Source organism: Bradyrhizobium sp. ma5 (assembly GCF_042258955.1).
GTDB lineage: Bacteria > Pseudomonadota > Alphaproteobacteria > Rhizobiales > Xanthobacteraceae > Bradyrhizobium.
On record NZ_CP170156.1, the window covers coordinates 5,145,619 to 5,171,607 of the forward strand.

At 65.5% G+C, this 25,989-nt stretch carries 25 protein-coding genes and 1 pseudogene; 6 read left to right on the plus strand and 20 right to left on the minus strand.

Annotation, left to right across the window (positions count from 1 at the left end; translation table 11 throughout):
* Positions 1 to 72: 72 nt before the first annotated feature.
* A complete protein-coding gene (locus ACE103_RS23965; RefSeq protein WP_375775127.1) occupies positions 73 to 1,155 on the plus strand; it encodes a zinc-binding dehydrogenase in 1,083 nt (360 codons plus the stop codon).
* 289 nt (positions 1,156 to 1,444) lie between these two features.
* Here ACE103_RS23965 and ACE103_RS23970 read toward each other — a convergent pair whose 3' ends face one another.
* Entirely contained in the window at positions 1,445 to 2,368 is a 924-nt protein-coding gene (locus tag ACE103_RS23970) for a division plane positioning ATPase MipZ (RefSeq protein ID WP_223967484.1), read from the minus strand.
* A gap of 289 nt (positions 2,369 to 2,657) precedes the next feature.
* Here ACE103_RS23970 and panC point away from each other — a divergent pair, with 289 nt between their 5' ends.
* Positions 2,658 to 3,509, plus strand: coding sequence for a pantoate--beta-alanine ligase (gene panC / locus ACE103_RS23975; protein WP_375775128.1), 852 nt, complete (start codon positions 2,658 to 2,660; stop codon positions 3,507 to 3,509).
* Positions 3,510 to 3,577: 68 nt separating this feature from the next.
* Entirely contained in the window at positions 3,578 to 4,324 is a 747-nt protein-coding gene (locus ACE103_RS23980) for a hypothetical protein (protein WP_375775129.1), read from the plus strand.
* 39 nt (positions 4,325 to 4,363) lie between these two features.
* Here the strand turns inward: ACE103_RS23980 and ACE103_RS23985 are convergent, their stop codons facing one another.
* From ACE103_RS23985 to ACE103_RS24005, 5 genes are all read right to left on the minus strand, one after another.
* Positions 4,364 to 4,804, minus strand: a complete 441-nt coding sequence (locus ACE103_RS23985; protein WP_223967481.1) for a DUF1489 family protein — start codon at positions 4,802 to 4,804, stop codon at positions 4,364 to 4,366.
* A 117-nt stretch (positions 4,805 to 4,921) separates the two neighbouring features.
* Positions 4,922 to 5,869 carry a hypothetical protein gene (locus ACE103_RS23990; RefSeq protein WP_375775130.1) on the minus strand — a complete coding sequence of 316 codons (948 nt, stop codon included), beginning with the start codon at positions 5,867 to 5,869 and terminating at the stop codon, positions 4,922 to 4,924.
* A 153-nt stretch (positions 5,870 to 6,022) separates the two neighbouring features.
* A complete protein-coding gene (locus ACE103_RS23995) occupies positions 6,023 to 6,226 on the minus strand; it encodes a hypothetical protein (RefSeq protein WP_092114848.1) in 204 nt (67 codons plus the stop codon).
* 216 nt (positions 6,227 to 6,442) lie between these two features.
* Positions 6,443 to 6,811 (minus strand): YidB family protein, encoded by a 369-nt coding sequence (locus tag ACE103_RS24000; RefSeq protein WP_375775131.1) that lies wholly within the window; start codon positions 6,809 to 6,811, stop codon positions 6,443 to 6,445.
* A gap of 116 nt (positions 6,812 to 6,927) precedes the next feature.
* Positions 6,928 to 7,581 carry a glutathione S-transferase family protein gene (locus tag ACE103_RS24005; protein ID WP_375775132.1) on the minus strand — a complete coding sequence of 218 codons (654 nt, stop codon included), beginning with the start codon at positions 7,579 to 7,581 and terminating at the stop codon, positions 6,928 to 6,930.
* A 121-nt stretch (positions 7,582 to 7,702) separates the two neighbouring features.
* Here ACE103_RS24005 and ACE103_RS24010 point away from each other — a divergent pair, with 121 nt between their 5' ends.
* Positions 7,703 to 8,380, plus strand: coding sequence for a DUF599 domain-containing protein (locus ACE103_RS24010; RefSeq protein WP_375775133.1), 678 nt, complete (start codon positions 7,703 to 7,705; stop codon positions 8,378 to 8,380).
* Between the two features lie 254 nt (positions 8,381 to 8,634).
* On the opposite strand, the gene ACE103_RS24015 is transcribed toward ACE103_RS24010, so the two are convergent.
* The 5 genes and pseudogenes from ACE103_RS24015 to ACE103_RS24035 all read right to left on the minus strand — a co-directional run.
* On the minus strand, positions 8,635 to 9,555 hold the full coding sequence (locus tag ACE103_RS24015; protein ID WP_375775134.1) for a hypothetical protein: 921 nt from the start codon (positions 9,553 to 9,555) through the stop codon (positions 8,635 to 8,637).
* 203 nt (positions 9,556 to 9,758) lie between these two features.
* The gene (locus tag ACE103_RS24020; RefSeq protein ID WP_375775135.1) at positions 9,759 to 10,544 is read right to left on the minus strand and encodes an aldo/keto reductase; all 786 of its coding nucleotides are present in this window, start codon (positions 10,542 to 10,544) and stop codon (positions 9,759 to 9,761) included.
* A gap of 72 nt (positions 10,545 to 10,616) precedes the next feature.
* A complete protein-coding gene (locus tag ACE103_RS24025) occupies positions 10,617 to 11,936 on the minus strand; it encodes a cytochrome-c peroxidase (protein WP_375775136.1) in 1,320 nt (439 codons plus the stop codon).
* A 36-nt stretch (positions 11,937 to 11,972) separates the two neighbouring features.
* Complete coding sequence (locus tag ACE103_RS24030) at positions 11,973 to 13,676, minus strand: phospholipase C (protein WP_375775137.1); 1,704 nt, start codon at positions 13,674 to 13,676, stop codon at positions 11,973 to 11,975.
* A gap of 181 nt (positions 13,677 to 13,857) precedes the next feature.
* A pseudogene (locus ACE103_RS24035) lies at positions 13,858 to 14,484 on the minus strand (AraC family transcriptional regulator); the annotation flags it as partial.
* 1 nt (position 14,485) lies between these two features.
* Here ACE103_RS24035 and ACE103_RS24040 point away from each other — a divergent pair.
* Both ACE103_RS24040 and ACE103_RS24045 read left to right on the plus strand, forming a co-directional pair.
* The gene (locus ACE103_RS24040) at positions 14,486 to 14,908 is read left to right on the plus strand and encodes an SDR family NAD(P)-dependent oxidoreductase (protein ID WP_375775138.1); all 423 of its coding nucleotides are present in this window, start codon (positions 14,486 to 14,488) and stop codon (positions 14,906 to 14,908) included.
* Positions 14,909 to 15,078: 170 nt separating this feature from the next.
* Positions 15,079 to 15,459, plus strand: a complete 381-nt coding sequence (locus ACE103_RS24045) for a YybH family protein (protein WP_375775139.1) — start codon at positions 15,079 to 15,081, stop codon at positions 15,457 to 15,459.
* On the opposite strand, the gene ACE103_RS24050 is transcribed toward ACE103_RS24045, so the two are convergent.
* From ACE103_RS24050 to phnA, 9 genes are all read right to left on the minus strand, one after another.
* Complete coding sequence (locus ACE103_RS24050) at positions 15,440 to 16,324, minus strand: alpha/beta fold hydrolase (RefSeq protein ID WP_375775140.1); 885 nt, start codon at positions 16,322 to 16,324, stop codon at positions 15,440 to 15,442. The two genes, ACE103_RS24045 and ACE103_RS24050, sit on opposite strands and share 20 nt — an antisense overlap.
* Before the next feature lie 42 nt (positions 16,325 to 16,366).
* Entirely contained in the window at positions 16,367 to 17,779 is a 1,413-nt protein-coding gene (hydA, locus tag ACE103_RS24055; RefSeq protein ID WP_375775141.1) for a dihydropyrimidinase, read from the minus strand.
* On the minus strand, positions 17,779 to 18,543 hold the full coding sequence (locus tag ACE103_RS24060) for an aspartate/glutamate racemase family protein (protein WP_375775142.1): 765 nt from the start codon (positions 18,541 to 18,543) through the stop codon (positions 17,779 to 17,781). The genes hydA and ACE103_RS24060 overlap by 1 nt, the downstream gene beginning before the upstream one ends.
* On the minus strand, positions 18,540 to 19,205 hold the full coding sequence (locus tag ACE103_RS24065) for a GntR family transcriptional regulator (protein ID WP_375775143.1): 666 nt from the start codon (positions 19,203 to 19,205) through the stop codon (positions 18,540 to 18,542). Before ACE103_RS24065 ends, ACE103_RS24060 begins: the two co-directional genes overlap by 4 nt.
* A 134-nt stretch (positions 19,206 to 19,339) precedes the next feature.
* Positions 19,340 to 20,116 carry an aspartate/glutamate racemase family protein gene (locus tag ACE103_RS24070; RefSeq protein ID WP_223967465.1) on the minus strand — a complete coding sequence of 259 codons (777 nt, stop codon included), beginning with the start codon at positions 20,114 to 20,116 and terminating at the stop codon, positions 19,340 to 19,342.
* A 52-nt stretch (positions 20,117 to 20,168) separates the two neighbouring features.
* Positions 20,169 to 21,473 (minus strand): MFS transporter, encoded by a 1,305-nt coding sequence (locus ACE103_RS24075; RefSeq protein ID WP_223967464.1) that lies wholly within the window; start codon positions 21,471 to 21,473, stop codon positions 20,169 to 20,171.
* 378 nt (positions 21,474 to 21,851) lie between these two features.
* Positions 21,852 to 23,168, minus strand: coding sequence for an MFS transporter (locus ACE103_RS24080; protein WP_375775144.1), 1,317 nt, complete (start codon positions 23,166 to 23,168; stop codon positions 21,852 to 21,854).
* A 95-nt stretch (positions 23,169 to 23,263) separates the two neighbouring features.
* On the minus strand, positions 23,264 to 24,712 hold the full coding sequence (gene phnY / locus ACE103_RS24085) for a phosphonoacetaldehyde dehydrogenase (RefSeq protein WP_375775145.1): 1,449 nt from the start codon (positions 24,710 to 24,712) through the stop codon (positions 23,264 to 23,266).
* Between the two features lie 23 nt (positions 24,713 to 24,735).
* Complete coding sequence (gene phnA / locus ACE103_RS24090) at positions 24,736 to 25,983, minus strand: phosphonoacetate hydrolase (RefSeq protein ID WP_375781171.1); 1,248 nt, start codon at positions 25,981 to 25,983, stop codon at positions 24,736 to 24,738.
* Positions 25,984 to 25,989: the final 6 nt, after the last annotated feature.

A 25,989-nucleotide genomic window follows, 5' to 3' on the forward strand; every position in this document is an offset into this window, starting at 1 on the left:
TAGGATAATACCAGGTCTTCCAGAGCGCAACAGAGCACGGGATGATGCCGATCTCAGGAAGGATGAGACCAGATGAAAGCAGCAATCCTGAAATCGTTCGGTTCGCCGCTCGCGATCGAGGAGATCCCGGCACCCGTGATGGGAACGGGCGAAGTCCTCGTCGACGTCGCCGCGACGCGCGTGCTGTCCTACGCCAACGAGGTCTTCAGCGGTGCGCGCAACTACCTGCTCGAGTTGCCGGCCGTTCCGGGTCCCGGCGCGATCGGACGGGTGCGCGCCGTCGGGCCGGACGCCACCCACCTCGCCGCCGGCGATTGGGTGTACTGCGATCCGACCTTCCGCTCGCGCGACGACAGCATCTCGCCCGACATCACCTTGCAGGGCTGGAGCGCGCGCGGCGAAGGCGGGCTGCGCCTGCAGCGCCACTTCCGCCACGGCTCGTTCGCCGAGCAGACGCTGGTGCCGACCGAGAACGTCAAGCGGATCGGCACCATCGATCCGGCCGATGCGCCATCATGGTGCGCGCTCGGCACCTGTCTCGTGCCCTATGGCGGCTTGCTGGCGGCTCGCCTGCAGCCGGGAGAGACCGTGCTGGTGAGCGGCGCGACCGGCAATTTCGGCAGCGCTGCGGTCGCCGTCGCGCTGGCGATGGGCGCGGCCTGCGTCGTCGCGCCGGGCCGCAACGAGAGAGTGCTGGCCGATCTGGTCCGGCGCTTCGGCCCGCGCGTGCGCCCGGTCAGGCTGAGCGGTCACGAGGACGACGATCGAGAGCGCATGCGGCGCGCCGCGCCCGGCCCGATCGACTGCGTGCTCGACCTGATGCCGCCATCGGTGACGACACCAACTGTGCGCGCCGCGATCATGACGGTGCGTCCCTATGGCCGGGTCGTGCTGATGGGCGGCGTCGGAATGCAGGGCGGACCGGGGCTCGATCTGCCCTACCCCTGGATCATGCGCGAATGCATCAGCATTCACGGCGTCTGGATGTATCCGCCGGAGGCGACGTTTGGTCTCGTCAACCTCGCGCGCGCCGGGCTGTTGCGGCTCGACCAGTTCGAGGTCACGACCTTCGATCTCGATCACGTCAACGATGCCGTTGCACATGCCGCCGCCAATGGCGGGCCGTTCAGGATGACGGTGCTGGAGCCGAACTAAACCCGTGGCGAAATCGCTTGCAGGACACAGCGCGGTCGGCGAGCTTGTCCTCATTGATGGAGGCGACGGACCAACCATCGTCCCGCGCGACCGGAACACCGCAGGCGTCGGACGGGTCCGCATAGGCCGGCAAGGTGGCGAGCGGTGCCAACGCAGCTCCTCCGAGAAGGGACATGAATTGGCGCCGTTCCATTCGATCCTCCGTTCATCGCCTTGCGACCGCCCAAGCCGATCGCTCGGAGAATCTACCCGATGCTGGGCCGCCACCGGGATTGCCGGCCTTGCGGGCCTAGTTGCCGATGATGTCGTCGACTTCTAGCGGCTTGTCGACCTGGCTGAACCATTCGGCCCGGTTGGCGGCGCGGCGGCGGCCACGCTCGTCGAGCGGCAGCTTGAGCTGGCGCAACAGGCCCATCACCTCCTCGCGGGCGGTGACGTGCCCAAGGCTCGGGCGGGTGCCGAGCGTCGCCTCGTCGATGTCGTCGAGCGCCGTCAGCCCGCGCGGGAAGAATTCGCGGTAGACCACCCGCTCGGCAAAGCCGTCGACCGCACGGAACCCGAGCCGCAGCGACAACTGCTTCAAGCCGTCGGCGACCAGCTGCTTGTTGCGCGAGCCGAGCATCGACAGCCGGTTGCGCACCACGATCCAGTCGGTCGAGGCGCCGTCGAGCTGGCGGCGCTTGCGTCTGGTGTCGCGCACCATCTCCGCATAATGGCTCTCGCCGATCACCGCATAGGTCGCGGGATCGACGGTGCCCAGCACGTCGAAATCGAGGAAGCTGTCGTTGATCGGCGTCACCAGCGTGTCGGCCATCGAATGCGCGAGCCGCATCAGGTAGCTGTCCGAGCCCGGGGTATCGATGACGATGAAATCATAGGCATGTTCCACCGCGCTCACCGCGGCCATGAACTGCTGGAATTCGGCGTTCTCGTTCTCCTCGATCTGCATCGTCTCGCCGTACTTGATGCAATAATGCGCGGGGAGTTCGAGATCGAGCCCGGAGCGCCGCGCCCAGGCCTGGCGATTGCTGATGTAGCGGGTGAAACTCTGCTGGCGGCAGTCGAGATCGATGCTGGCAACGCGCTGTCCGGCCTTCAGGAGCGCAACCGCGATATGCAGGGCGGTGGTCGACTTGCCCGAACCGCCCTTCTCGTTCCCCAGCACCACGACATGTGCGGAGCCGGACTGACCCTGACTAGCCTGCACCAACATGATTCAATCCCCGCAATGATCTTCAAATCGCGCACGGCTGCGGTCAAGTGAAATGCATCACTGCGCAAGGAAATCAATTGCAGCCGCCCTTAATGATGAATCGAGCGCGCAAGCCGGCTGCGCCGATCGGCGGCACGCGGCCTGCGATCCATGCGCGCGCGAGATCGGGTAATGCTTGCGCGGCGGTTTGCCGATAACGGTTCGAACTTGGTAAGCTCCGCCACCTGCCGAACGCGAAACGTTCCACTTGGATTCCCCCCACCCAGATTGTCCCACGAGTCGAGACCAGATGCCGAGAAATCCCACCGTCGTCCGTACCGTCCCCGCCCTTCGTCGCGCCGTCGACACCTTGCGCGCCAAGAAGGCGACCGTCGCGCTGGTCCCGACCATGGGAGCGCTCCATGACGGCCATGTGTCGCTGGTGCGGCTCGCCAAGCGTCGCGCCAAGCGGGTGGTCGTCTCGATCTTCGTCAACCCGACCCAGTTCGCGCCGACGGAAGATTTCGGTTCGTATCCGCGCACCTGGAAGGAAGACGTCGCCAAGCTCGCCGCCGAAGGTGTCGACCTGATCTGGCACCCCGAGGTGAAGGCGATGTACCCCGACGGCTTCGCCACCCGAATCGTGCCGGAGGGACCGGCCACCGCCGGTTTGGAGGATCGCTTCCGGCCGCATTTCTTCGGCGGCGTCGCCACCGTGGTCGGCAAGCTGTTCACGCAAGTCCGGCCCGATGTCGCGATCTTCGGCGAGAAGGACTTTCAGCAGCTCCGGGTGGTGACCCAGATGGCCGCGGACCTCGATCTCGGCGTCAAGGTGATCGGCTCGAAGACGGTGCGCGAACGCGACGGCCTCGCGATGTCCTCGCGCAACGTCTACCTCTCCGCGGAGGAACGGCGTGCGGCCCCCGAGCTCAACCGTGTGATGAAGCAGGCGGCGGGCCGTTTGCGCGCCGGCGAGGACGCCGCGACCACCATGGCCGCCGGCGCTGCTGAGATCACCAAGGCCGGCTTCGTGCTGGACTATCTCGAGGTCCGCCACGCCGCCTCGCTGGCGCCGATCGGCTCGCTGAAGGACGGGCCGATGCGGATGCTGGTGGCGGCGAGGATCGGCGGCACGCGCCTGATCGATAACATCGCGGTGTAGCCGTGCTGGGTCAGGCTTGCGCCGCCGCCGCGACGCAAGGATGATTGCGCCTTTCAGAGGCGATCGGAATGGTCAGTTGTTTCAGGCAAGGCATTCTCTACTGCATCGCGCTGTTGGCCGTCGGCGCGGCGCAGGCGCAGACCCGGCCGCCGGTCGGCGGCGTCAATTCCTCGCCCGGCGCGATGATCTTCTACGTCGCGCATGGTGCGCCCGATGCCTGCGGCCCGGGCTGCTCGGACTGGATCGCCGCCGAGGGCTCCGTGCAATGGGACACTTACAAGCGCCTGCTGGCAATCCTCGACCGGCAGGCCGGACGCAAGCTCCCGGTGGTGATCAACATCAAGGGCCAATCCAACCTTAATGTCGCCTCCAGCCTCGGCCGGATCCTGCGCGACCGTGGGATGGATACCGCAGTCGCGGCGACCGAGGTCGACGCCTGCAACGGGAAGCCCGACGAAGAATGCTTTGCGCTGAAGCGGCCCGGCGGCCCGCTGGACGCCAAGGAGAAGCCGTCCAGCATTGCCTGCGATCTTGCCTGCTTGCTGGTGCTGTCGGGCGGCGTGCATCGCAGTCTGCCGGCGGGCAGCCGCGTGGTGCTGAGCGGCATGGCGATCCACAACCGGCTCGCCCCCAACGTCTCGGCCGAGCATCGCGAAAGCCTGACCTCGATCTTCACCGACCAGTTCCGGCGCTATCTCGGCGAGATGGGGATCGACCATGAACTGCTCGACGTCGCCGTCAGCAACGCGGGCGGCGGCCGCTATGTCGAGATCCCGGCGTCCGAATGGGGCCGGCTGCATCTCGTGACGCAGTGATCCGCGCCAGCCGTCTTCCGCTCACAGCAATTCGATTGCTCAGAGCAATCCGAGGTCGCGCAGCTCGCGGCGCATCGGTTCCGGCATCGACGCCACGCTGGCTGCGCTCGACTTGGTGAGATCTGCGGGCGCGGAATCCGCGGTCAGATAGCGCCAGCCCTGGAACGGCCGCATCGGCCGCGGCGAGACGGCGATCACCTTGGGCTGCATCACCAGCCGGCAGCGTCCGATGCCGTCCTTGTCGCGGAACGGCTCGAGCGCGATGATCTTCTCGCGCGCGGCGATCTCGCCACGGATCACCCAATACAGCGAACCGCCGGCGAGGATTTCCTCCTCGCGCTTCGGCGTCATCCGCGTGATGTGGATGTGACGGAGCGGCAGGCCCTTTTTCTTCGCGGTCGCCATCCGTTCGGCGACCCAACCCTTGAGTTCCTTGACCGAGTCGCAACCGACGGCAAGCTTGATGAGATGAAGCGGCATGGGCCGGATGTAGCGGCCGGCGCGCCCTTTGGAAAGGGAGCGATATCAGCGGCAGTGGATATCGGATTTATTGCCCGGAACGGTGCGATGACGACGGCTCACGCCGCCGCCATCAGCTCATTCCTGGTTCGCGGCCGCCGGCGCACTCGCCGCGGCAGGTGGCGGCGCCGCAGGCGCAGGAGCCGGCGCGATCTGGACCGGGCGCTTCGGTGCGGGCGGCCGCTTCGGAGCAGCGGGCGGCGCGGCGGCAGCGCGTGCGGCCGGCGGCTGGGCCGCTGCGGCCGGCTTCGCCGGTTCGGGCGTCATGATGCTGACCGGCGGCGTCGAGGACGCGCTCGGAAACTCCGCATTGGTCGGCTTGCCGGTGGGCATCGACTGCGGCAACGCTGCGATCAGGCCGCTGGCAGCCGACGCCTGCGCGCCGGCCGGGCCGTTCCAGGACGCCGCGTAGCGCGTGACCAGGTTCTCGTAGGTCCGCTCGTTCATGTTGTTGATGATCTGATGGTTGTCGCCCAGCGAGCGGAACGCGGGACACGCCGTCGGCGTGCAGTGGTCCCGCGCCATCAGTGCGTAGGCCACGAGGCCGTAGCGGTCGTGCTCGATGGCGCGGCGCAGCGCCTGCAATTCGGTGGTCGTATTGCGCTCCGCGGTTGCGAGGTCGCCGAGCGCGGTCAGGCGCGAGATCTGCGCCGCCGCATAGCTGACCGCAGCCGCGGCCGTATCAGACGAGCCGAACAGCACTTTCTCGCAGGCATTGAGAACAGCATCTCCGGCGAGCTCGTCGACGCAGGCCAGCGCCGGCACGGTCTGGCTGGTGAATTGCGCGGTCCGTGTGTCGGCGGCCGCCGCCTGCCCGCCCGGCCCGAAGCCGCGGATCGTGGCGGCGACCGCAACCGCGATCGACAGCAGCGTGATGACGGTCAGCGCGCCGTTGGCGACGGACTTTTCCGCGCGCAGCAGCGTGACCAGAACGACAATCCCAAAGAAGCCCGCCGCGGCCAGCGTCAGCCACATCGGGAAGGTCGGTGAGCGCCAGATCTGATCCAGCGAGGAAGCCCAGTTCATGCGCGATGTCCCTCAACGCAGCGTAAGCACAGCCAGCGACGGCGAACGCCGCCATCCCGACGTCCAACCTTCAGCACAATGGGTCTGCGAACAGGGCCTTTTGACGGCGACGGCGCGGAACCCGCTCCAGCCACCGGCTTGCGCACAACGCGTTCAGGACAGCGCGAGCTGACTCTCCTTGGCCACCCGTTCGAAAGCTTCAGTCGAGCTCTTGATACGATACTGGCAATCGTCACCATCGGTCGGCAGCAGGCGGATCACCTCATAGGTGCCGCTCGCAGCGGGGCGCGCCACGTTGCTCGCCGTGAAATAGACGATCTCGCCAATCGAGTACTTATGCTTCAACGCCCTCTCCATTTTCTTAGAGATTGCTGGCTGAGCTGACAGTCCCGATAGCTCAAGCCGGCATTTTGAGAACCCTGCGGCAACGTAGCACATCGCACCGCCCCAAATCCAGCAAGATTGGGGCGTGGCGAAGCTACGATTTTGCAGGTTTTTCAGGGCGATAGGCAGCAATTTACGTGCCAGCCGGAAATTGCCCGCCGAGCTCGGCCGGAACCCGGTTCCGCCGCCTCAGGCGGTATGCGGCAGCTTGCCGTTGGGGCTCGCGCCATCGACCACAGCCGGAAGTTGCTGGGCCAGCACCTTGGACAGCTGGTCGACCGGAATGTTGAACTTGGCGGCGAGCTGCTTGACGGTGTCGCTGCCCAGCACCTCCTGGAGCTGCTCGGCGGTGATCGGCAGGTTCTGGCCGGTGCCGATCCAAGATTTGACCTGGTCGCCGAGGCCAGCCTGCTCCAGCTTGGCCACGATTGCCGACAAGCCGCCCTGCCCGCCATTGCCCATCACCTGGCCAAGCACGACGGGGATCACTGCCGCCCCGAGCTGGCCAAGCATGCCTTTCAGCTCCGGTGAATTCCCCAGGGAATCGAGAATGCCCATGGTCTAAGTCCTTTCACGACTTGCAAAACCGGTCTTTCGGATTCGACGCCTTCGGCCCCGCGGCGTCAAGCCGCGATCTTTGCCGCCGCTGTCACAATTCGGCAGCGCCAGGATCGTCAGACGCTCTCGAATCGGTCGATCAGCAGCGTCTCGGCTAGGCCGTCGCGGGTCCATTGCTGGAACGCCGGCAGCTGCATCATGGCATCGACATAGTGCTGCGCTTCGGGCTTCACCGGGATCGCGTAGGTGCGGAAGCGATGCACCACGGGCGCGTACATCGCGTCCGCCCCGGAAAATGCCCCGAACAGGAACGGGCCCTGCTTGCCGTAACGCGCGTGGCAATCGGCCCAGATCTCCTCGATCCGCGCCACATTGGCCCGCGCATCGTCCGACAGCGCGACGGCGCGGATCGGCCGGTGCAGGTTCATGCCGCACTCGCTGCGCAGCGGCACGAAGCCGGAGTGCATCTCCGCCGAGATCGCGCGGGCATGCGCGCGCGCGGCGCGATCCGACGGCCAGAGCTTCGCTTCGGGAAACTTCTCGGCGAGATATTCGATGATCGCCAGCGAATCCCACACCGTGACGTCGCCGTCGATCAGCGTCGGCACCTTGCCGGCCTTGCTGAAAGAGAGAATGCGGTCCTTGTCGGCCTGGTCGGTGTAGAGCGGAACGAAGATTTCCTCGAACGGGATGTCGTTGGCGCGCAGCGCCAGCCAGGGCCGCAGCGACCATGACGAATAGTTCTTGTTGCCGATGACGAGCTTGAGCATGCCTGTGAATCCTGTTGCCACCTCAGTTTGCCATAGTGCATTGCACGCGTTCAACCTGTACATGACGCGGGATGCAGCGCGGCACGGACCCGTCGCAGAGCATTGACGAAGGAAAGCACCAATGAGCGGCTATTGGGTCGACATCCTGGCCGTCGGCTTCTTTGCGCTGGAATGGCTGGTCTACGCCATCACGCTGGAGCACACCGCTTATGGTCGCGACAGCCTGTCGGCGCGAATGCATGTCTATCGCGAGATCTGGGTGCGGAATCTGCTCAACCGCGACGCGCGGATGGTCGACATGCAGATCATGGCGAGCCTGCAGAACGGCACCGCGTTCTTTGCCTCCACCAGCCTGATCGCGATCGGCGGCGCGCTGGCGCTGCTGCGCGCGACCAGCGACGCGCTCGCGGTGCTCGGCGCGCTGCCGGTCAACCTGACGCCCTCGCCCGCTTTGTGGGAGATCAAGTGCATGGGGCTGATCCTGATCTTCATCTACACGTTCTTCAAATTCGCCTGGGCCTATCGCCTGTTCAACTATGTTGCGATCCTGTTCGGTGCGATGCCGCCGGCCGGCCAGCGCGATACGCCAGAGGCGGAGGCGCATGTGATCCGCACCACGCGGCTGTTCGAGACCGCGGGCCGACACTTCAACCGCGGCCAGCGCGCGTTCTTCTTCGCGCTCGGCTATCTCGGCTGGTTCGTCAGCCCCTGGGTGCTGTTCGCCACGACAGCCGCGGTCGTCATCGTGATCTGGCGCCGGCAGTTCGCCTCGAACGCCTGGCAGGCGATGGGAAGCTGAGGAATTGATCGAGCGGCAAGCGCGACCGCACTCTGCTCCGTCTCCCCGTTCTTACGGGGAGTGGGTTGGGGTGAGGGGCTGGCTCCGCATCGACGGACACAGACGTACTCGCGGAGACTCCCCTCGCCCGGATTGCATCTGGCGATGCAACGTAGCCGAAGCTTCGCTTCGGCGTTCTTGAGAACGGCCGCCGAAGGCGGCCTATGCCTCTCCCCGCACGCGGGGCGAGGCGAAGTTCGCCGCTCGTCCCTGCCCTACGATGCGAAATCGCGCGGCGTGAAGTCGAGGTCGAGCACCTTCCATTCGCCGTAGCGATCCCGTGGCAGCATCGCGTAGGGCTGGCATGCCTGCAGCGCCTCGATCGCGCTCTTGAGCAGCAGCGGCCCCTTCTCCGATGCGGTGGCCTCGATCAGCAACGGCGATGCGCCGAGCTTGCCGTCGGGCTTCATAAACACCCGGAGCTTGATCCTGACGTCATCGCCGGTGCTCAGCGTCGCCGGGAGCTTCATGCAGCTCTTCAGATGACGGCGGAATTCGGCGACCACGCTGGAGCCGACGTCGGCCTGCTCGGTGGCCGCGGCGTCGAAATTGTCCTTACCGGGACCGAGGCCGTGCGGCGCTTCGGCCGGCGGCTTGATGGGGATGTCGGGCGGCAAGCCAAGCAGGACATTGTATTTGACGGACAGGTCAGGTTCGGGCTGCGCATAGGCAGGTTGCGACGGCGGCGGCGCTTGCTGCGCCATCGGCTGGGGCATCGGTGGCGTCTGTTGTGCCGGCGTCTGCGGTGCCGGCGGCTCGACCGCGGCATGCTGCGGAGCCGGGCTGGGTTTGGGCTCCGGCGGCGTCGCCGGCTTCTGCGGCGGTTGCTGCTGAGCCTGCTGCGGCTGTGGTGCGGGCGCTTGCGCCGGTGGTTCGGACTTGGCGGTGTCGACAGGCTTGTCGAGCGACGGCAACTGGAGCTCAGGCGTCGGCGACGGGCTCGGCACTGGATCGGGCTTGGTCTCGGTCTGGACCTCGCTCCTGGCGACCTCCTGCGGGGTCACGATCTCGACCGGCACCGTGTCAGCGGCGACCGGATCGAACTGATGCACCTCCGAATACAGGAAAATCAGCGCGAGCAGCATCAGGTGCACGAACACCGACACCAGCAGATCCGCGTTTGGCCGAAACTTCATCCCGCTCGATCACATCAGTGTCGTCTCCCCGCCGGTCACAATACCGGCCGGAACCCGCCTGCCTCAATCCCCATTCGGTCCAAAACCGCAATCGGCCAGCGCAATAGCATGATCCGGACCGCCGCCCAGCCATTTTCCGTGTGGCGTTTCACAGGCAAGGGCCCGATGCGCCATAGGCCGTCAGAGGGCCGTCAGATGGCCTGTCAGCGCGCGGCCACGCTCCCGATCGCCGAAATCTCGCGCATGTCCTCATCCGACAACTCGAAGTCGAAAATGTCGAGATTTTCCTGGAGCCGCTCGAGCTTCGAGGTGCGCGGGATCGCCGAGACATTCTGCTGCACCAGCCAGCGCAGGCAGGCCTGGGCAGCCGTCTTGCGATAGCGGTCGCCGATCCGTGCCAGCGCGCGGTCGCCCTTGACGCGTCCCTTCGCGATCGGGCTGTAGGCGACGAACGCCATGCCATGGCGCGTGCACGCCTCAATCACGTCGGCCTGGCCGAGATAAGGATGGTACTCGACCTGATCGCAGGCGAGCGGCTCGGGGCACGCCGCCACCGCCTCCTCGATCAGCGCCGTGTTGAAGTTCGAGACCCCGATATGCCGCGCGAGTCCGGCCTGCTTGACCCGCGCCAGCGCGCCGAGCGTCTCGGCAAGCGGCACGTGCGGATGCGGCCAGTGCAGCAGCAACAGATCGACCTCGGTCAGACGCAGCCGCGCCAGGCTCTCTTTGGCGGAGCGTTCAAGATCCTTCGCCATGAAATGCGTGGTCCAGATCTTGGTGGTCAGGAACACATCGTCGCGCTTGACGCCAGAGGCGCGCAACCCCTCGCCGACCTCGCGCTCATTGTCATAGATCTGGGCGGTGTCGATGTGCCGGTAACCGAGCCGCAGCGCCTGCTCGACGATACGGGCGCAGGTCCGCCCGCGCAGCTCCCAGGTGCCGAGCCCGATCGCGGGGATTCTGGCACCATTGCCTTCGACCACATTCATGCGCCCAGTATGCGCGCATGACGAGGACCTGCCAACTCACGTATGGGTTTCGCTGTGGGCCGTCGCGGCCGCTCACCGCTCCGGCTGGTAACCGTCGGTCAGCGTCTTCAGGAAGGCGATGATGTCGGCTTCATCCTGCGCGGTCATCGCAGGCGTGTCGCCGAGATGGCGCTCGAACGGCGGATCGCTGACGTCGACATTGCCGTGATGCTTCTCCGGCAGGTCGTCGTATTTGCGCACCGTACCGTCCGCCGCGCGCGGATACACCTTCTCCGGATTGGTATCGCGGAAGTTATAGAAATCGAGCACCTGGTCGAGGCTCGTGAAGACGCCATTGTGGAAGAACACGCGGCGGGTCGCGGTGTTGCGCAGGGTCGGCGTCAGAAACATCCCGCAATATTGCGTCTGTTCGGCGATGTCGGTGCGATACGGACCGCAGACCCCGAGATCGAAATGATTGGGATCGCGGTTGCCGGCGAGCGCGGCGTTGCGCGGCGCGCCGAGCGCCTCATACTGGTGGTCGGTGAACAGCGGCGGCAGGCCGTCGCGGGTCGGCGCCGAGGTATGGCAGCCGCCGCAATTGGCCTTGTCCGGATCGTTGAACAATTGCAGGCCGCGCAACTCGCTTTCGCTCAGCCGCGTCTTGCCTTCCAGCCAGTAGTCGAACTTGCTGCTGTAGGGATGGAAGCTCGGCTCCTCGACCTGATAGCGCGCCACCGCGAACATCGCCTCCGCAACCAGCAGCCGCGTGTTGTCGAAGACCTGAGCGCCGAACAGTTCGGCAAAGCGCGGGGCGTAGCTCGCCTGGCGCAGCTTTCCCGCCACCACCTCGATGCTACCGCCGTCCATCTCGTTGGGATCGAGCAGCGGGAAGATCGCCTGGTCCTGCAGCGTATCGGCGCGGCCGTCCCAGAACAGTCCGCCCTGCGGCACGATGTTGACCGCCGATGCCGCGGTCCCGGTCGCGACCTTTTTCGCACGCGCAGCCTGCTGACCGGCCGCGGCCAGTTGCGCGAAGTCGACGAGATTGTCGTCCTCGTCCTTCTCCGGCCCGATGCTGAAATTCGGTTGGCGTTCCAGATAGGTCAGGCCGGGAACGGCGCGCGTCCCCTGCCGCGACTGCGCGGGCCCGCCGAACATCACCGCCCCATCGTTGGGCGGACCGTAGGCGTGATCCGGACTGTGGCAGGACGCGCATGACAATGCGCCCGACGACGACAGCGACGCGTCGAAGAAGATCTTCTGGCCGAGCTGCGCCATGCCGGACGGCGGGGCGACCGGCGGGCGCCTGAGCTGCACCGGATGCGGATTCGTCCCCGGGAGTCCTTGGGTCTCGACTGCCGCAACGGCGCCGGCCATGCAAAGCAGGCCGGCGCCGAGAAGCCACAACATGCGGCCGTTCATATGACGTCCAGTGATCCCAGAGCGTTAGTGGTGGTGATGATCGTCAGACGGGCTGACGATCACCGTGCCGGCCGTCGGATCGAGGAACAGCTTGTTCTGCCGATCGTCGCGGTCGTGATCGTGATCGTGGCCATGATCGAAATCGAACATGTCCGAGATCGATTCGACGCTGTCGTCGAACGAGCCGCCGCCGAGACGCTGGCCGTGCAGCCAGTTGTCCTCGATGAAGCGCACGACGGACGCCTGCGAGATGCGGGTGTGGCTGACGAAGTTCTTCTTGGCGAAGGGCGAGATCACGATGAACGGGGTCCGCGTGCCGGGACCGCAGCGGCCGTTCACCGGCTGGCCGTTGAGGCCTTTCGGCTGCGTCTGCTTGCCGATACCGCGGCCGCACTGGCCGAGACCGTTGACCTGGTCGGCGGTCGGATCATACGAGGCGCTGATCGGCGCAGTGTACTGGTGGTCGTACCAACCGTCGGAGTCGTCATAGGTGATGATGACCGCGGTGTCGCGCCACTCCGGCTGCTTCTGCAGGAAGTTGATCAGCTCGACATTGCCGGCCTGCTCGTCGAGCGGGTCGGAGTTGCCGGGATGACCGTCCTGATAGGCCGGCATCTTGATGTAGGAAACGGCCGGGAGGTTGCCGGCTTTCACCGAAGCGTAGAAGTCCTCGAGATCGTAGGCATGATTGGCCGGATCGAGCGTCTTGCTGCCGGGAACGTAGGTGTGGCCCACAGCGCTCACCGAGCTCGGCCGCGCATGGGTCGGGTTGGCGGTCGACTTGTAGTACTGGAACCAGGCGTGGTGCGGGATGTAATCCACGATGGTGCCGTTGACGTTGCTCGAGAACGTGCTGCGGCCGCAGTTGGTGGTGCCGTTGCTGTTCTTGAGCGTCAGGTCGAAGCCGCCCATGAAGCTGCCCCAGCTGATCTTTTCGGCATTGAGCAGGTCGCCGATGTTCTTGCTGGTCATCAGGACCTGGCTGGTCGTGCTCGAACAGGAATCGTAGGCCGGGTCGGTATCACCGATCAGCGTCAGGCCGCCCTGGCCGTCAGCGATCGACGATGACGTGCCGACGATGTTCTGCGCACCGTTGGTCTGGCCGGACACCACCTCGAGCGCGCCGGGCGTCGACGGACCGAAGGTGTCGGTCCAGTTGTTGTCGCTCATCGCGAAGTTCTGCGCGTAATTCCAGAACGCGGTGACGGTGTTGCCGTCGAAATAACCCATCACCTGCCCGTTGGTGCCGAAGGCGCCGACGCCGCCGGCGGTGCCGCGACCGGTGAATTCCGGAAACAGGTCTTCCTTGCCGTTGTCGACCGCCTGCTGCTCGGGCGTATAGGCGTGGTTCTGCGAACGCGTGTTGGCCTGCGTGCGGTCGAGCCGGAACGGATTGGTCGCGCCCGTGCCGTTGGCCGGATTGGTGTTCGGGTTGTTGGCCAATAGATTGGCGGTGACGAGGTTGTTGACTTTCGGCGTATGCGGCTTGGCCGTGAACGGAATCGAGCCGGTCGGATTGGCCGCATTCGGGTAGGTCGCGAAATAATGATCGAACGAGCGGTTCTCGTTGAAGATCACGACGAGATGCTTGATCGGTGTTGCGGTGTGAATGTCGCGCGGATGACGATGATCGTGGTCTCTATCATCGTCGTGAGCGGCGGCGCTGCACACAACTGCAGCAGCAGCGACCAGACAGACTCCGACCGTTGAAAGGAATTTCGCCTTCACTTCTTGCCCCATTTTTTAAGGATTTATGACGTCGACATGCGACAAGTTATCCATCACCGATGACAGCCCTGTGTAAGTTTCATCACAGCGATCCATCATCGCGCGTTCGATTCACGCGTCGGTTGCAGCGCTCGCGAAGCATGTTGGATTGATCTCTATCTCGATGACGCCGGCACGCGCGTCACGGCTCGATCTGCTCCCGCGCATATTGCGTCGGCGACAATCCGACATGGCGGGTGAAGGCGACGCTGAATGCGCTTGCTGAGCCGTAGCCGACACGTTCGGCGATTTCGGCGATGCCGCTTTCGTTCTGCCGGAGCATGTCCTTGGCCATCGCCATGCGCCAGGCCAGCAGATACTCCATCGGTGCGACGCCGACAGCGCGGCTGAACCGGTCGAAGAATGCCGAGCGCGATAGCGCCGCCTCCTTCGCCAGCTGCGCGACCGTCCAGGCCCGCGTCGGGCTTTCATGCATCCGGCGAATCGCAACAGCGAGACGCTCGTCGGCGAGCCCGCGCACAAGACCCCGCGACGCCGCGGTACCCGCCGTCGAGCGCAACGCCTCGATCAGGAGAACCTCGAGCAGACGGGCCAGGATCACTTCGCGCGCCGGGCGGCGTTCACGGAATTCGTCCCGGACGAACTGCATCAGGGTGGCGAGCCGCGGTTCGCCGCGCACATGCACCAGCTGGGGAAGCAGCGACACCAGCAGGCTCGCGTCCTCCGATCCGAAGCTGCAATGGCCGATCAGCATCCGCAGATCGGTTGGACCGTCCTGGTCGCCGATCCTGAACTCTGCGGTGGCGAGCGTGCTGCCGCAGTTCACGCAATGCAGGGCCGGCATTGTCGTCAACGTCACCTCGAGCGTGACGTTGAGATCGATCCCTTTGATCGCCTCCTACACCGCGACCAAGGTAGCGGTGAACGCATTCACCGAGTCGATGGCGCTGGAGCTGGCGCAGTTCGGCGTGCGCGCGCGCCTGGTGCTGCCGGGCCGCTCGCCTGAGACCCGCTTCGGCGATACTGCACGCGCCCACGCGCAGGGCCTCGACCACGCGGCCTATGCCGAGCTCGTGCAGAGTGTCTTCGCTCGCTTCGGCGACGGAGGGCCTGTCACCCACGCGCAGGACGTGGCCGAGGCGGTGTGGCGCGCGGTGACCGATCCGTCGAGCCCGATGCGGATCCCCGCCGGGGCCGACGCCGTGATCTGGGCCGCGGAGAGCCGAGCGTAGGAATGGAGACCGCTACTCAAGACGAATGCATCAGCTTGGTCACCGAGGCCAATCAGGGCAGCGGTCTCGGGATCACCCAGGATCTCGCCGCATTGCGCCGATTTTCTCCTATCGCAATTCGCCGCTGAGAACAGAGAGCAGACATGCCCGCAAACACGCCACAGACTTGCATGGCCGATTTTACTGCATCGTTGATCGAGAGGGACATCCATTCCGCGCTGACATTTCTCACCGATGACGTCGTGCTGTTCTATAGCAACGGGACGGCAATATGCGGCAGGGACGCTTTCGCCTCCACAATGCAGGCCAATTGGAAGCTGGTCGATGATTACAACTACGCGACCCTGGAATCGATTTGGATCACGCAATCCGACACCTCGGCCGCCGTCATCTACAGCTTCGCATTGACCGGCAGGGTCCGCGGCGAGAACATTGGCGGAGACGGCCGAGGAACCAGAGTGTTTCGCAAAGAGCAATCCGGTTGGCTGATTGCGCACGAGCATTTGAGCACGGGGCAATTGCGCCCCGAGCCTAGCCCTTCATCCCCGTAATCGACGCGCTCACCGCTCTCGGATCACGCTGCGGCCAGCGGCCGCTTTCGACCTGCGACAGGAATTCGCCGACGATCCGGTTGTAATCGTCCGGCTCCTCGATGTTGATGGCGTGGCCGCAGTTCGGCATGACTGCGAGCGCGGCGGACGGGATGCTCTGCTTCATCAGGATGCCCGGCAGCAGGCATGGCCAATCCTCGTCGCCGGTGATGATCAGCGTCGGCACCGTGATGCGCTTCATCTCGTCGACCAGCGTGTAGAGCGATGGGCGCTCCTTCTGGACACCCTGCTGGGTATTGGCCGACCCCACCGCCGAGTGCTCGGCCAGCATGGCCTTGAACTCGGCGTGGCCGCGCGGGTCCTTGTTCTCGTACTGCACGCGCGTCGGTCCGTAGGCGTAGCGCTCGGCGAACGCCGGCATGCCCTCCTTGCGGATCGTGGCCGCGATCACGTCGGCTTCGGCGCGAAACGTCTCGCGCTTGTCGAGCTCGGCGCCATAGCCGCAGCCGCCTACGCACAACGACAATGCGCGCGCCGGATGCCTGATGCCGAAATGCAGCGTTGCAAAACCGCCCATCGAGAGACCGATGATATGCGCCTTCGGCGCGCCGATATGATCGAGCACGGCCAGGATGTCGTCGGCGGCGCGCGCCTGCGAATAGGAGGAGACCTGCTCGGGCACGTCGGACGGCGGAAAGCCGCGCGCATTGTAGGCGATGGTGCGGAAACGCTTGCCGAAATGCCGCATCTGCGGCTCGTAGCTGCGCAGGTCGCCGGCGAATTCATGGACCAGGATCACCGGATGGCCGGATCCGGTCTCCTCGAAATAGAGCCGCACGCCGTCATCTGTCGTCGCGTAGGGCATGGTGGTCTCCTGCCTTCTGGTTCGCGGGTAATGTCCTTCGTATCACGGAATGGTTGCGGCGGACGGCGACTTGGCGCGCGGCAGATATGTGCCGTGCTCCTTGCTGCCGACCAGCGTGCCGTCGTCGACGACCACCTTGCCGCGCACCATGGTCATCACCGGCCAGCCCGTGACTTCGAGCCCTTCATAAGGCGTGTAGTCCGAGCCGTCATGGATCAGCTCGTGGCGGATCGTCACCTTGCGCTTCGGGTCCCACAGCGCGATGTCGGCATCCGAGCCGACCGCGATCGTACCCTTGCGCGGATAGAGGCCGTAGATCTTGGCGTGGTTGGTGGCGCTGAAGGCGACGAAGCTGTTGAGGTCGATGCGCCCCTTCACCACGCCTTCGGAGAACAGGATCGGCAGCCGCGTCGCCACCCCGGGGATGCCGTTCGGCACCCAGCGGAAGCTGGTTCGCCCCTTGGGCGCGAGCTTGCCTTGCGGGTCGTCGTAGCGGAACGGACAATGGTCCGACGAGAACACCGAAAACACTTTCTGCTGCAGGCCTTCCCAGCACGCCTGCTGGCTGGCGACATCGCGCGGCGGCGGCGAGCAGACGTACTTTGCGCCCTCCATGTTGAGCTGATCGAGATCTTTCTCGGTGAGCATCAGGTACTGCGGGCAGGTTTCACCCATCACCCGCAAGCCCCGCTGCTGGGCGCGGCGGATCTCGTCCATCGCTTCGCGATTCGAGACATGCACGATCATGATCGGCACGTCGACGAGCTCTGACAGCGAAATGGCGCGATGGGTGGCCTCGCGCTCGACCGGGATCGGCCGCGAGGTCGCGTGGAAGCGCGGCGCGGTGTTGCCGGCGCGTTCCAGCCGGTCGGTGAGAAAGCAGATGGCATCGAAGTTTTCCGCATGCACCATCAACATTGCGCCGGTCTCGCGCGCGACCGACATGGTCTCGAGTAGTTCGCGATCCGACAGCGCCAGCCCCTCATAGGTCATGAAGACTTTCAGCGAGGTGTAACCGTCCTCGACCAGCGCCGGGAGCTCCTGGCCCAGCACATGCTCGGTCGGATCGGTGACGATCAGATGGAAAGCGACGTCGACATGGCATTCGCCTTCGGCCAACGAATGATAGTGCTTGAGCGCCTCGCGCAGCGTCTGGCCCTTCTCCTGCAGGCAGAACGGCAGCACGGTGGTGTTGCCGCCGAACGCCGCCGAGCGGGTGCCGCTGGCGAAGCCGTCGGCCATCACGATGCCGTCGCCCGACGGCTGGGCGAAATGGACGTGGCTGTCGATGCCGCCGGGCAGCACCAGCCGGTCGGTGGCGTCGATGATCTCGGCCGCATCGCCGAGATCGTGACCGAGCGCCGTGATCTTGCCGTCACGGATTCCGACGTCGCAGGCGAAGGTGTCGGCAGCGGTCACGACGGTGCCGCCGCGGATGATGGTGTCGAAGGACATCAGTCCGTCCCCTCTTTCGGTGAGCGATGTTCGATGATGGCGGCAAGCGGCTCGGCCAGCCCGATCGTCGGTTTTGGATCGGGCCGGCGGAAAGTGCCGGCGACCGCCTTGCGTGGCTTGAGCACGGTAAGCGTCTCCGCCTGGCGCACGGCGGCCGCGACAGGATCCACCACGGGCACTGGAATGCGGTCGCGGACCTTTGCGGCAAGGCCGGCGAGCGGCGCGCCTGACAGGATCACGACGTCGGCGCCGTCCTGTTCGACCGCCTGGTTGGCGAGTGCGACCAGCAGTTCCTCCTTCTCGGCCTGGACGTCGGAGATCGACTGGAAGCCACCGTCGAGCGTGCGGATGCCGGCGCAGCGTGAACTCAGCCCGTGCATGGCGACGCACTCCTCGTACCAGGGCGCCAGCGCGCCGGCGAAGGTCACGATCGAGAACCGCCGGCCGAGCATGCAGGCGGTGAGCATCGCGGCCTCGGCCAATCCGACCACCGGAAACGCAAACAGCTCGCGCGCGCCGAACAGGCCGGGATCGCCGAACGCCGCGATGATGGCGGCATCGATGCCCGGGCTGGCCTCCGCCAGCATCTCCAGCGCGATTGCGCCGCCGATCTGCGCCTCGGCGCGGGTCGCAATATAAGGCACGCCGCGCGAGGCGGTCGCGGGCACGAGCTCGGTGCCGGCTGATGCCGCCTTGCTGCCGGCGGCATGGAGCAGATCCGTCACTGCCGCGGTCGTGTTGGGATTGAGCAGCAGGATCTTCATGGCGCAACGTTCCTCGTCTTGCGGCCGCGCGGCTTCGCGAGAGTGTCCGGCACCGCGGCCTCATCTCCCTTGCCATCCAGCGTCTCGGCGACGATCTCACCGGTGCGGCGCACGTGATGGGCCAGGATCTGCCCGGCCCGCGCAGCATCGCGTCGCCTGAGCGCGGCAAGAATCTCCTGGTGCTCGCGCACCGATTCATCCCAGCGCCCGAGCACCGAGAGCGCGAAGAAGCGCGCCCGCTCGGCCCGCGCCAGCAGCGCCTCGTGCGTCGCCTTCAGCACCGCGTTGCGGGCGAACCCGACGATCGCCGAATGGATCTGCTGGTTGGTTTGAAAATAGTCGCGCAGCTCGCCGCGGCCGTGATGCCACTCGATCTTGTCCTGCAGCGCGTCGAGCCGTTCGAAGTCGGCGTCCTCCATGCGCAGCGCGGCGAGCTCGGCCGCGCAGCGCTCGATGCCGCTGACGGCCTCGAACAATTCGGTCAATTCGGCGCGGCGGAACGGCGCCACCACGGCACTGTGGTTGAGCCTGAGTTCAACCAGGCCCTCGTTCGCCAATTGCTTCAGCGCCTCGCGCAGCGGGGTCCGCGAAATGCCGAGCGCATCGGACAGGTCCGCCTCCCCCAGCGATTGACCCGGCGCCAATTCGCCGCGCACGATCATGGTGCGCAGCCGCGCCGCGGCCTGCTCGTGCAGTCCGACTCGCGGCACGCGCAGGCGGCGCCGTTGTTGCGCCGTGATCGCGCGCTTGGGTTCCTTGCTCCGTCTGATCGCCTTCGTTTTGGTCTTGGCTTCAGTCACCGCACGCCTTTATCGTCATGATCGGGGATCGCGGTCGCCGCGCGCAGATCGGGATTCGTGAACAGGCTGCCCCAGCCGTGCACGCTCGCCGGATCGCAGCCCACGGCTGCGAGACACGCCCACAGCGTCACCGCAATCGAATCCAGCACTGGAACGCCAAATCCGCGCTCCAACCGTTCGGCAGCGCCCGCACCGCGCATGTTGGTGCAGAGCACGACGGCGACATCGCAGCCTTCGCGCACCACCTGCTCGATCAGGTCTGCGACCTCGGCCTCACTGACCTCGGCAAAAGAGAAATTGTCTTGCAGCGACAGGTGTCGCTCGGCGAGGCAATGCAGCCCAGCCGAATTCCAGTTGGCGATGATCTTGTCCTGCACATCGTTGCGATACGGCGTCACCAGACCGATGCGTTTGGCGCCGATCCGCCGCAGCAGGTCGCGATAGGCCAGCACCGTGGTGCAGGCCTTGATTCCGGTTGCCGCCGTGATCTGTTCGCACAGGTTCTCGTCGCGGTCGAAGCCGAGCCAGCTTGCCGAGGTGCCGTTCCAGGCGATGACGTCGACCTTGGCATGGGCGAGCAATTCTGCCGCGCGCAGAATCTCGCTGGCGTCGAACTGGCGCAACGACTGTTCCGACAGCGCGATCTCCGTCACCTTGAAGCGCGAGAAATGCGCCGAGACGTCGTCGACGCCTGCCAGCATCGCGCAGGTGATCGGCTCGAGTGCGGTATTCGACGACGGCGTCAGCATGCCGAGCCTGATAGGACGTGTCATTCGTGAGCCTCGTCAAGCGGCCGAACCTTTGGCAGATTCGGCCGCATCCGTTCTAGACCGGGAGCTTGCGGCTGTAGTCGATCAGAGTCGAGCAGATCAACAGCGCAATTCCCGCGGCGGCGAAATACATCAAAGCGAGGAAGTAGGAGCCGGTGGCCTGCACGATGAAGCCGACGATCAGGGGCGTGGTGATGCCCGCGATGTTGCCGCCGAGATTCATGCAGCCGCCGAGGAAGCCGGACTTGCCGCGGCCCGCCAGCGCCGACGGGATCGCCCAGTACATGCCGCACCAGCGCAAGAAGAACAGCGTCGTCGACAGCAGCACCACGACCACAACCGCGTTGGTGACGTAGGCGACCAGGAAGATCGACACCGTCGCCATGATCGCCGCGATGCCGAACAGGGTGCGGAACACGGTGTTGGGCGCCCCGCCCCGCGCCCGCCAGCCGTCGCCGATCCAGCCGCCGACCAGTTCGCCGACGAAGCCCGCGAAGAAGATGATGAAGGATGCGCCGCCGAGCGCCTTGATGTCGAAGCCGTGCACCTTGAACAGATAGGTCGGCATCCAGGTCAGCAGGCCATAGAAGGTGGTGTTGAAGAACATCCAGCCGAGGCACATGCACCAGACCGAGCGGAAGCGGAAATAGGCCAGCCCGCTCGCGCCCGACGACGGCGGCGTCGCCGCGTCCTCGATCGCATGCGCCTCCTCGAGATAGCGCGCCTCGGCTTCATTGACCGAGGGATGCTCGCGCGGCGCGTTGCGGATGTAGTACCAGGCCCACAGCCCGCACAGCATGGTGCCGATGCCGGCGATCACAAAGGCGACACGCCAGGAGCTGAATGCCGCCATCAGCCAGGCGATCACGATCGAGCCGAGCGCAGCGCCGAGCGGTGCGCCGCCGTCGAGCAGAGTGGCTCCGCGGCCGCGTTCGGTCTGCGTCATCCAGATCGCGTTGAGCTTGCCGCCGGCCGGATAGATCGGCGCTTCGGACGCGCCGAGCCCGAGCCGGGTCAGCAGCAGCAGCATCCAGCTGGTGGACAGCGCCGCCAGCGCCTGGAAGAAGCCCCAGAACAATGTCGCGAGCGCGATCACGATGCGCGGCTTGAAGCGGTCGGCGAGCATGCCGCCCGGCACCTGCATCAGCGCGTATGTCCAGAAGAACGAGCTCAGGATCAGGCCCTGCATCGCCGGATCGATGTCGAACTCCTTGGCGATCACGGGCATCGCGACCGAGAGCGAAGCGCGATCGATATAGTTGATCGAGATCAGGAACAGCATCAGCAGGAAGATCTTCCAGCGCACGCCGGAAGGCTTCGCCGTATCTGCCATTGCGATGGTGGACACCTGATCGCTCATTGCTCGCTCCTCTGCCCGCAGATTGTTTTTGCCCCTGGCACGACCCTCGTCATCGAAGGTCATTGGCCCTCTCCTGCCCCGCGCGAAGTCTGCTTCAAGGCGGCCGGAGCGACAAGCACGTTTTGCATTCTGCATACAATTTTATACATCATATTGATATTTATAGATATTATACGGTCTCAGCCTCGTTATTGGTCAGCCACTGGTGAGGAATTGGGCGTTGGGTCATACGCCCGAGCCAGCCGAATCCAGGGAATTGGCCCGGCGTTGCGGCTGCAGCGTCCGCGCGCAACGGCGTTCTGCTCTTTCCAAAAAAGAGCAGTCCGCGCTTCCCGGGAAGCGCGGACCTGTCGTGAAGCCGCTGACGAGGATAGTGCGTCAGCGCCGGATGAAGGCTGCCACCACCGCGCTGGAGGTCGCGCAGACCGCGACGACGAGGAACACCAGCGACGTCTGGTTATGCTTGTCCATGAAGTGGCCGATGATCGGCTCGCCGAGACCGGCGAACAGATAGGCGAAGGAGTTCATCACCCCGGTCGCGGTCCCTGCCCGCTTGTGGCCGACCAGATCCGGGCACAGCGCCCAGAACGAGGATTGCGGGCCATAGGTGAAGAAGCCGCACAGGAACAGCACCGTCATGCCGAGATAGACCTCGGTGGTCGGGATCGCGTACATGCACAACGCGGTGACCGCGGCGAGCACCATGTAGAGCACGATGGCGAGGTAGCGGCGCGAGCCGAACACCTTGTCCGAGACCCAACCGTTGCTGAACGCGCCGACCGCCATGCCGACCGGCAGCGCGATGCTGATCCAGCGCGGATCGATCGCCGAGGTCGCACCAGCCTTGGCCCAGTTGCTGCCGAGGAAGTGCACGGGCACCCAGACCAGCAGGCCGTAGCGCGCCGCGTTCTGGAAACCGATCGAGACGCCGGCGACCAAGAGGCGCCAGTTCGACAGCACCGCCTTGTAGCGCGCGAGCGAGCCCTCATTGGCGTCGACCGCGGCCTCGGTTGCCGTGACGTCGTCGGCCTCGTCGTGCGGCGAGGCAAAGCCCATGTCCTCGGGCTTCTCGCGCGCGATCAGATAGAACGCGATGCCGCCGAGCAGCAGCAGCACCACCGGAATGCGGAAGATCCAGCGCCAGTCGAGCTGGAAATAGCCGACCACCACCAGCGAGGTGACGAACGACAGCACCGAGGCGAGACCGGCCGCGAAGGTATAGAGCCCGTAGACCGTGCCGCGCTCATGGCGGCCCCACCAGTTCGACAGCAGGCGGCTGCCCGGCGCCCACCCCATCGACTGGAAATAGCCGTTGATGCCCCAGAACGCTGTGAGGCTGACGATGCCGGTCGAGAGGCTGGTGGCCCAGTTCATGATGAAGGAGAGGATCGCGCCCGCGCTCATCACGCGGCGGCCGCCGAACTTGTCGCCGAGATTGCCGTTGATGGCCTGCCCGACCGCGTAGCACCACAATAGCGCCGCGCTGGCCCAGCCCAGCGCCTCCTTGCTGACGCCGAACTCGGCCTGGATGCCGGGAATGGCGAAGCCGAAGGTTTGCCGCCCGGTGTAGAAGAACAGATAGCAGAACATCGCCGCGAACAGCATCCGCCACTGCGCGCGGCGGAACGATGTCGCAAGCTCCGGATTTTGGACTCCGACCGAGCCGACGCTCGCCGGACTGAACGTGATCGACATTGCAGCCTCCCCTGATGATTGTCTTGTTGTTCAGCCTCGGCCGCCGCGCTTTTTTGTTGTGCGCGTGCGGCCCTGCTTCGGATCGACGCGCGTCCCTAGACCGGCCAGGGCAGCGAATAGGTCTTGACGTTGGTGAAGCTCTTGATCGCCTCCTGCACGCCTTCCTTGTAGCCAAGGCCGGAGTCCTTGATGCCGCCGAACGGCGACATCTCGATCCGGTAGCCCGGCACTTCCCAGATGTTGACGGTGCCGACGTCGAGCTCGTTGACGAACCGCGTGATGTAGTCGAGCCGGTTGGTGCAGACGCCGGACGACAGCCCGAACGCGGTGGCGTTCGATATCCGGATCACGCTCTCGATGTCGTTGGGCACGCGGATGATCGGGATCACAGGCCCGAAGGTTTCCTGCATCACCAGCTCGCTGGTGTAGGCAATCCGGTCGACCACCGTCGGCGGATACAGCGCGCCCTCGCGGTCGTTGCCGTGCAGGAGCTCGGCGCCGTCGGTAACCGCGGCGTTGACCCGGCGCTCGAATTCCTTCGCCGCGCCCTCATGGATCACCGTGCCGACATCGACCGTCGGGTCCATCGGATCGCCGCACTTCAGGGTGCGCGCCTTCTTCAGCACCAGCGCGGCGAAATCGTCGGCAACGGCCTCAACGCAGAGGATGCGCTTCACGGCCGTGCAGCGCTGGCCGGAATTCTTGGTCGCGCCGGTAACCGCAAGCTCGGCCGCCTTCTCGAGGTCGGCGTCCTCCATCACGATCAGGGGATCGTTGCCGCCAAGCTCGAGCACCAGGCGCTTGTAGCCGGCTTTGTCCGCGATGTGCTTACCGACCCTGACCGAGCCGGTGAAGGTCACGAGATCGGCGTCGGGATCGGTGATCATCGCATCGCCCATCGAATGCGGATTGCCCGTCACCACCGACAGCATCTCGGGCGGCAGCCCGGCCTCGTACAACACGTCGGCGAGCGCGAGCGCGGTCAGCGGCGTCAGCTCGGTCGGCTTCAGCACCACGCGGTTGTTGGTGGCGATCGCCGGCGCGATCTTGTGGCTCACCATGTTGAGCGGATGGTTGAACGGCGTGATCGCCGAGATCGCACCGAGCAGCGGCGTCCGCGTCGTGAAGATCTTGCGCGCCTTGCCCTGGGGGCTGATGTCGCAGGAGAACGTCTCGCCGTCGTCCTTGATCGCGAGCTGCCCGGCGAACGAGTAAACGTCGTAGGCGCGCCCGGCCTCGTAGAGCGAGTCCTTCCAGCACAGGCCGGACTCGGCGGTGATCAGCCGCGCGAACTCCTCCTTGCGACCGGCCAAAATCTCTGCGGTGCGCAGCAGGATGCGCTGGCGCTCGTAACGCGTCAGCTTCGGCTTGAACGCCGCCGCCCTGGCAAAGGCGCTGCGGACATGCTCCGGGCGCGCCGCCGGCACCGTGCCCACCACCTTGTTGGTGTAGGGATTGAAGACCTCGACATGCTCGTCGGTGTCGACGAGGCTGCCTGCGATGCGCATCTGCTCATGGCGAACGGCCGGGCTCTGGATGTTCATGGTGGTGTCCTCAAGTCCGGATGTCACTGGATGCGGTTGAGCGCGACGTCGAAGGCGTCGAAATTGCGCAAGGCGTGCCCGGCGGGCAGCACGATCTTGCGGTTGGCGATCAGCGGTACCCGCTGCTCGGTCAGCCCGCCATGCGAGCGCAGCGGCTCGGTCAGCCCGGATAGATCGTGGCGCGATGCGCTGGTGCCGAGCACCTTGTGCCTGGTCGAGATCACGACGATGTCGCCGATCCTGTCGGGCGGCAGCTCGAACCGCGCGCAGGCATCCTTGCGCGGCAGCGCCACCTCGATGCCCTTGATGTCGCGCAGCCGCATCAGCAGCGTGTCGACGTCGGCGCCATCGGGCGTGTAGATCGTCGCAAACGAGCCGAGCGAGCCGTGATGGGCGACATAGGGATCGGTGATCGGCAGGATCACCCTTGCGGCGCCCTTCCCCGTCCAGTCATCCATGACGTCCTGGAGGTAGATCACGTCGGGCTTGCCGTCGGGCAAAAACTTGTCGTTCATGCCGTGGTCGGCGGTCGCCACGATGTTGCAGCCGAGCGCGTCGAGCCTGGCGAGATAGCCGTCGATCATCGCGTAGAAGTCGTTGGCGATCTTGGTGCCGGGCCCGACCTTGTGCTGGATGTAGTCGGTGGTCGACAGATACATCAGGTCCGGACGATGCCGCTCGACCAGCTTGACACCGGCCGCGAACACGAAGCGCGACAGGTCGGCCGAATAGACCTCGGGCAGCGGCAGGCCGACGAAGTCGAGCACATTGGCGATGCCGTTGGCAGCCTTGGTGGCCTGGTCGGCCTTCTCCGACGAGAACGCGATGGCACGGCCGCTCGCATAGTCGAGCCCGTAGGCGAGCAAGGTGCGCAGCTTGTCCTTGGCGGTGACGGCGGCCACCTTGTAGCCGGCGTCATGGACACCGGCCAGGATCGTCGGCGCGCGCAGGAATTTCGGATCGTTCATCATGACTTCGGCGTCGTTCGCCGTGTCGTAGAAGTAATTGCCGGCGATGCCGTGCACCGCAGGGGGCCGCCCCGTGATGATCGAAAGATTGTTCGGATTGGTGAAGCTCGGGATCACGCTGGCGGCATGGACATGCGCGCCCTCCTTCATGAAACGCGCGAAGGTCGGCGCGACGCCGGCCTCGATCGCCTGCTCGATATAGCCGGGCTCCGAACCGTCAAGGCAGATCACGACCGTCGGCCGCGTCGGCGCGTCGTAGCGGCGTCCGTTGACAGTGATGGTTTTGCGATTGTCCTGCATGATATCTCT

What these genes read in the sequence shown, in the direction of transcription:
- ACE103_RS23965 (WP_375775127.1), top strand. Translation starts at nt 73, where the DNA reads ATGAAAGCAGCAATCCTGAAATCGTTCGGTTCGCCGCTCGCGATCGAG.
- ACE103_RS23970 (WP_223967484.1), bottom strand. Translation starts at nt 2,368, where the DNA reads ATGTTGGTGCAGGCTAGTCAGGGTCAGTCCGGCTCCGCACATGTCGTG.
- panC (WP_375775128.1), top strand. Translation starts at nt 2,658, where the DNA reads ATGCCGAGAAATCCCACCGTCGTCCGTACCGTCCCCGCCCTTCGTCGC.
- ACE103_RS23980 (WP_375775129.1), top strand. Translation starts at nt 3,578, where the DNA reads ATGGTCAGTTGTTTCAGGCAAGGCATTCTCTACTGCATCGCGCTGTTG.
- ACE103_RS23985 (WP_223967481.1), bottom strand. Translation starts at nt 4,804, where the DNA reads ATGCCGCTTCATCTCATCAAGCTTGCCGTCGGTTGCGACTCGGTCAAG.
- ACE103_RS23990 (WP_375775130.1), bottom strand. Translation starts at nt 5,869, where the DNA reads ATGAACTGGGCTTCCTCGCTGGATCAGATCTGGCGCTCACCGACCTTC.
- ACE103_RS23995 (WP_092114848.1), bottom strand. Translation starts at nt 6,226, where the DNA reads ATGGAGAGGGCGTTGAAGCATAAGTACTCGATTGGCGAGATCGTCTAT.
- ACE103_RS24000 (WP_375775131.1), bottom strand. Translation starts at nt 6,811, where the DNA reads ATGGGCATTCTCGATTCCCTGGGGAATTCACCGGAGCTGAAAGGCATG.
- ACE103_RS24005 (WP_375775132.1), bottom strand. Translation starts at nt 7,581, where the DNA reads ATGCTCAAGCTCGTCATCGGCAACAAGAACTATTCGTCATGGTCGCTG.
- ACE103_RS24010 (WP_375775133.1), top strand. Translation starts at nt 7,703, where the DNA reads ATGAGCGGCTATTGGGTCGACATCCTGGCCGTCGGCTTCTTTGCGCTG.
- ACE103_RS24015 (WP_375775134.1), bottom strand. Translation starts at nt 9,555, where the DNA reads ATGAAGTTTCGGCCAAACGCGGATCTGCTGGTGTCGGTGTTCGTGCAC.
- ACE103_RS24020 (WP_375775135.1), bottom strand. Translation starts at nt 10,544, where the DNA reads ATGAATGTGGTCGAAGGCAATGGTGCCAGAATCCCCGCGATCGGGCTC.
- ACE103_RS24025 (WP_375775136.1), bottom strand. Translation starts at nt 11,936, where the DNA reads ATGTTGTGGCTTCTCGGCGCCGGCCTGCTTTGCATGGCCGGCGCCGTT.
- ACE103_RS24045 (WP_375775139.1), top strand. Translation starts at nt 15,079, where the DNA reads ATGGCCGATTTTACTGCATCGTTGATCGAGAGGGACATCCATTCCGCG.
- ACE103_RS24050 (WP_375775140.1), bottom strand. Translation starts at nt 16,324, where the DNA reads ATGCCCTACGCGACGACAGATGACGGCGTGCGGCTCTATTTCGAGGAG.
- hydA (WP_375775141.1), bottom strand. Translation starts at nt 17,779, where the DNA reads ATGTCCTTCGACACCATCATCCGCGGCGGCACCGTCGTGACCGCTGCC.
- ACE103_RS24060 (WP_375775142.1), bottom strand. Translation starts at nt 18,543, where the DNA reads ATGAAGATCCTGCTGCTCAATCCCAACACGACCGCGGCAGTGACGGAT.
- ACE103_RS24065 (WP_375775143.1), bottom strand. Translation starts at nt 19,205, where the DNA reads ATGATCGTGCGCGGCGAATTGGCGCCGGGTCAATCGCTGGGGGAGGCG.
- ACE103_RS24070 (WP_223967465.1), bottom strand. Translation starts at nt 20,116, where the DNA reads ATGACACGTCCTATCAGGCTCGGCATGCTGACGCCGTCGTCGAATACC.
- ACE103_RS24075 (WP_223967464.1), bottom strand. Translation starts at nt 21,473, where the DNA reads ATGAGCGATCAGGTGTCCACCATCGCAATGGCAGATACGGCGAAGCCT.
- ACE103_RS24080 (WP_375775144.1), bottom strand. Translation starts at nt 23,168, where the DNA reads ATGTCGATCACGTTCAGTCCGGCGAGCGTCGGCTCGGTCGGAGTCCAA.
- phnY (WP_375775145.1), bottom strand. Translation starts at nt 24,712, where the DNA reads ATGAACATCCAGAGCCCGGCCGTTCGCCATGAGCAGATGCGCATCGCA.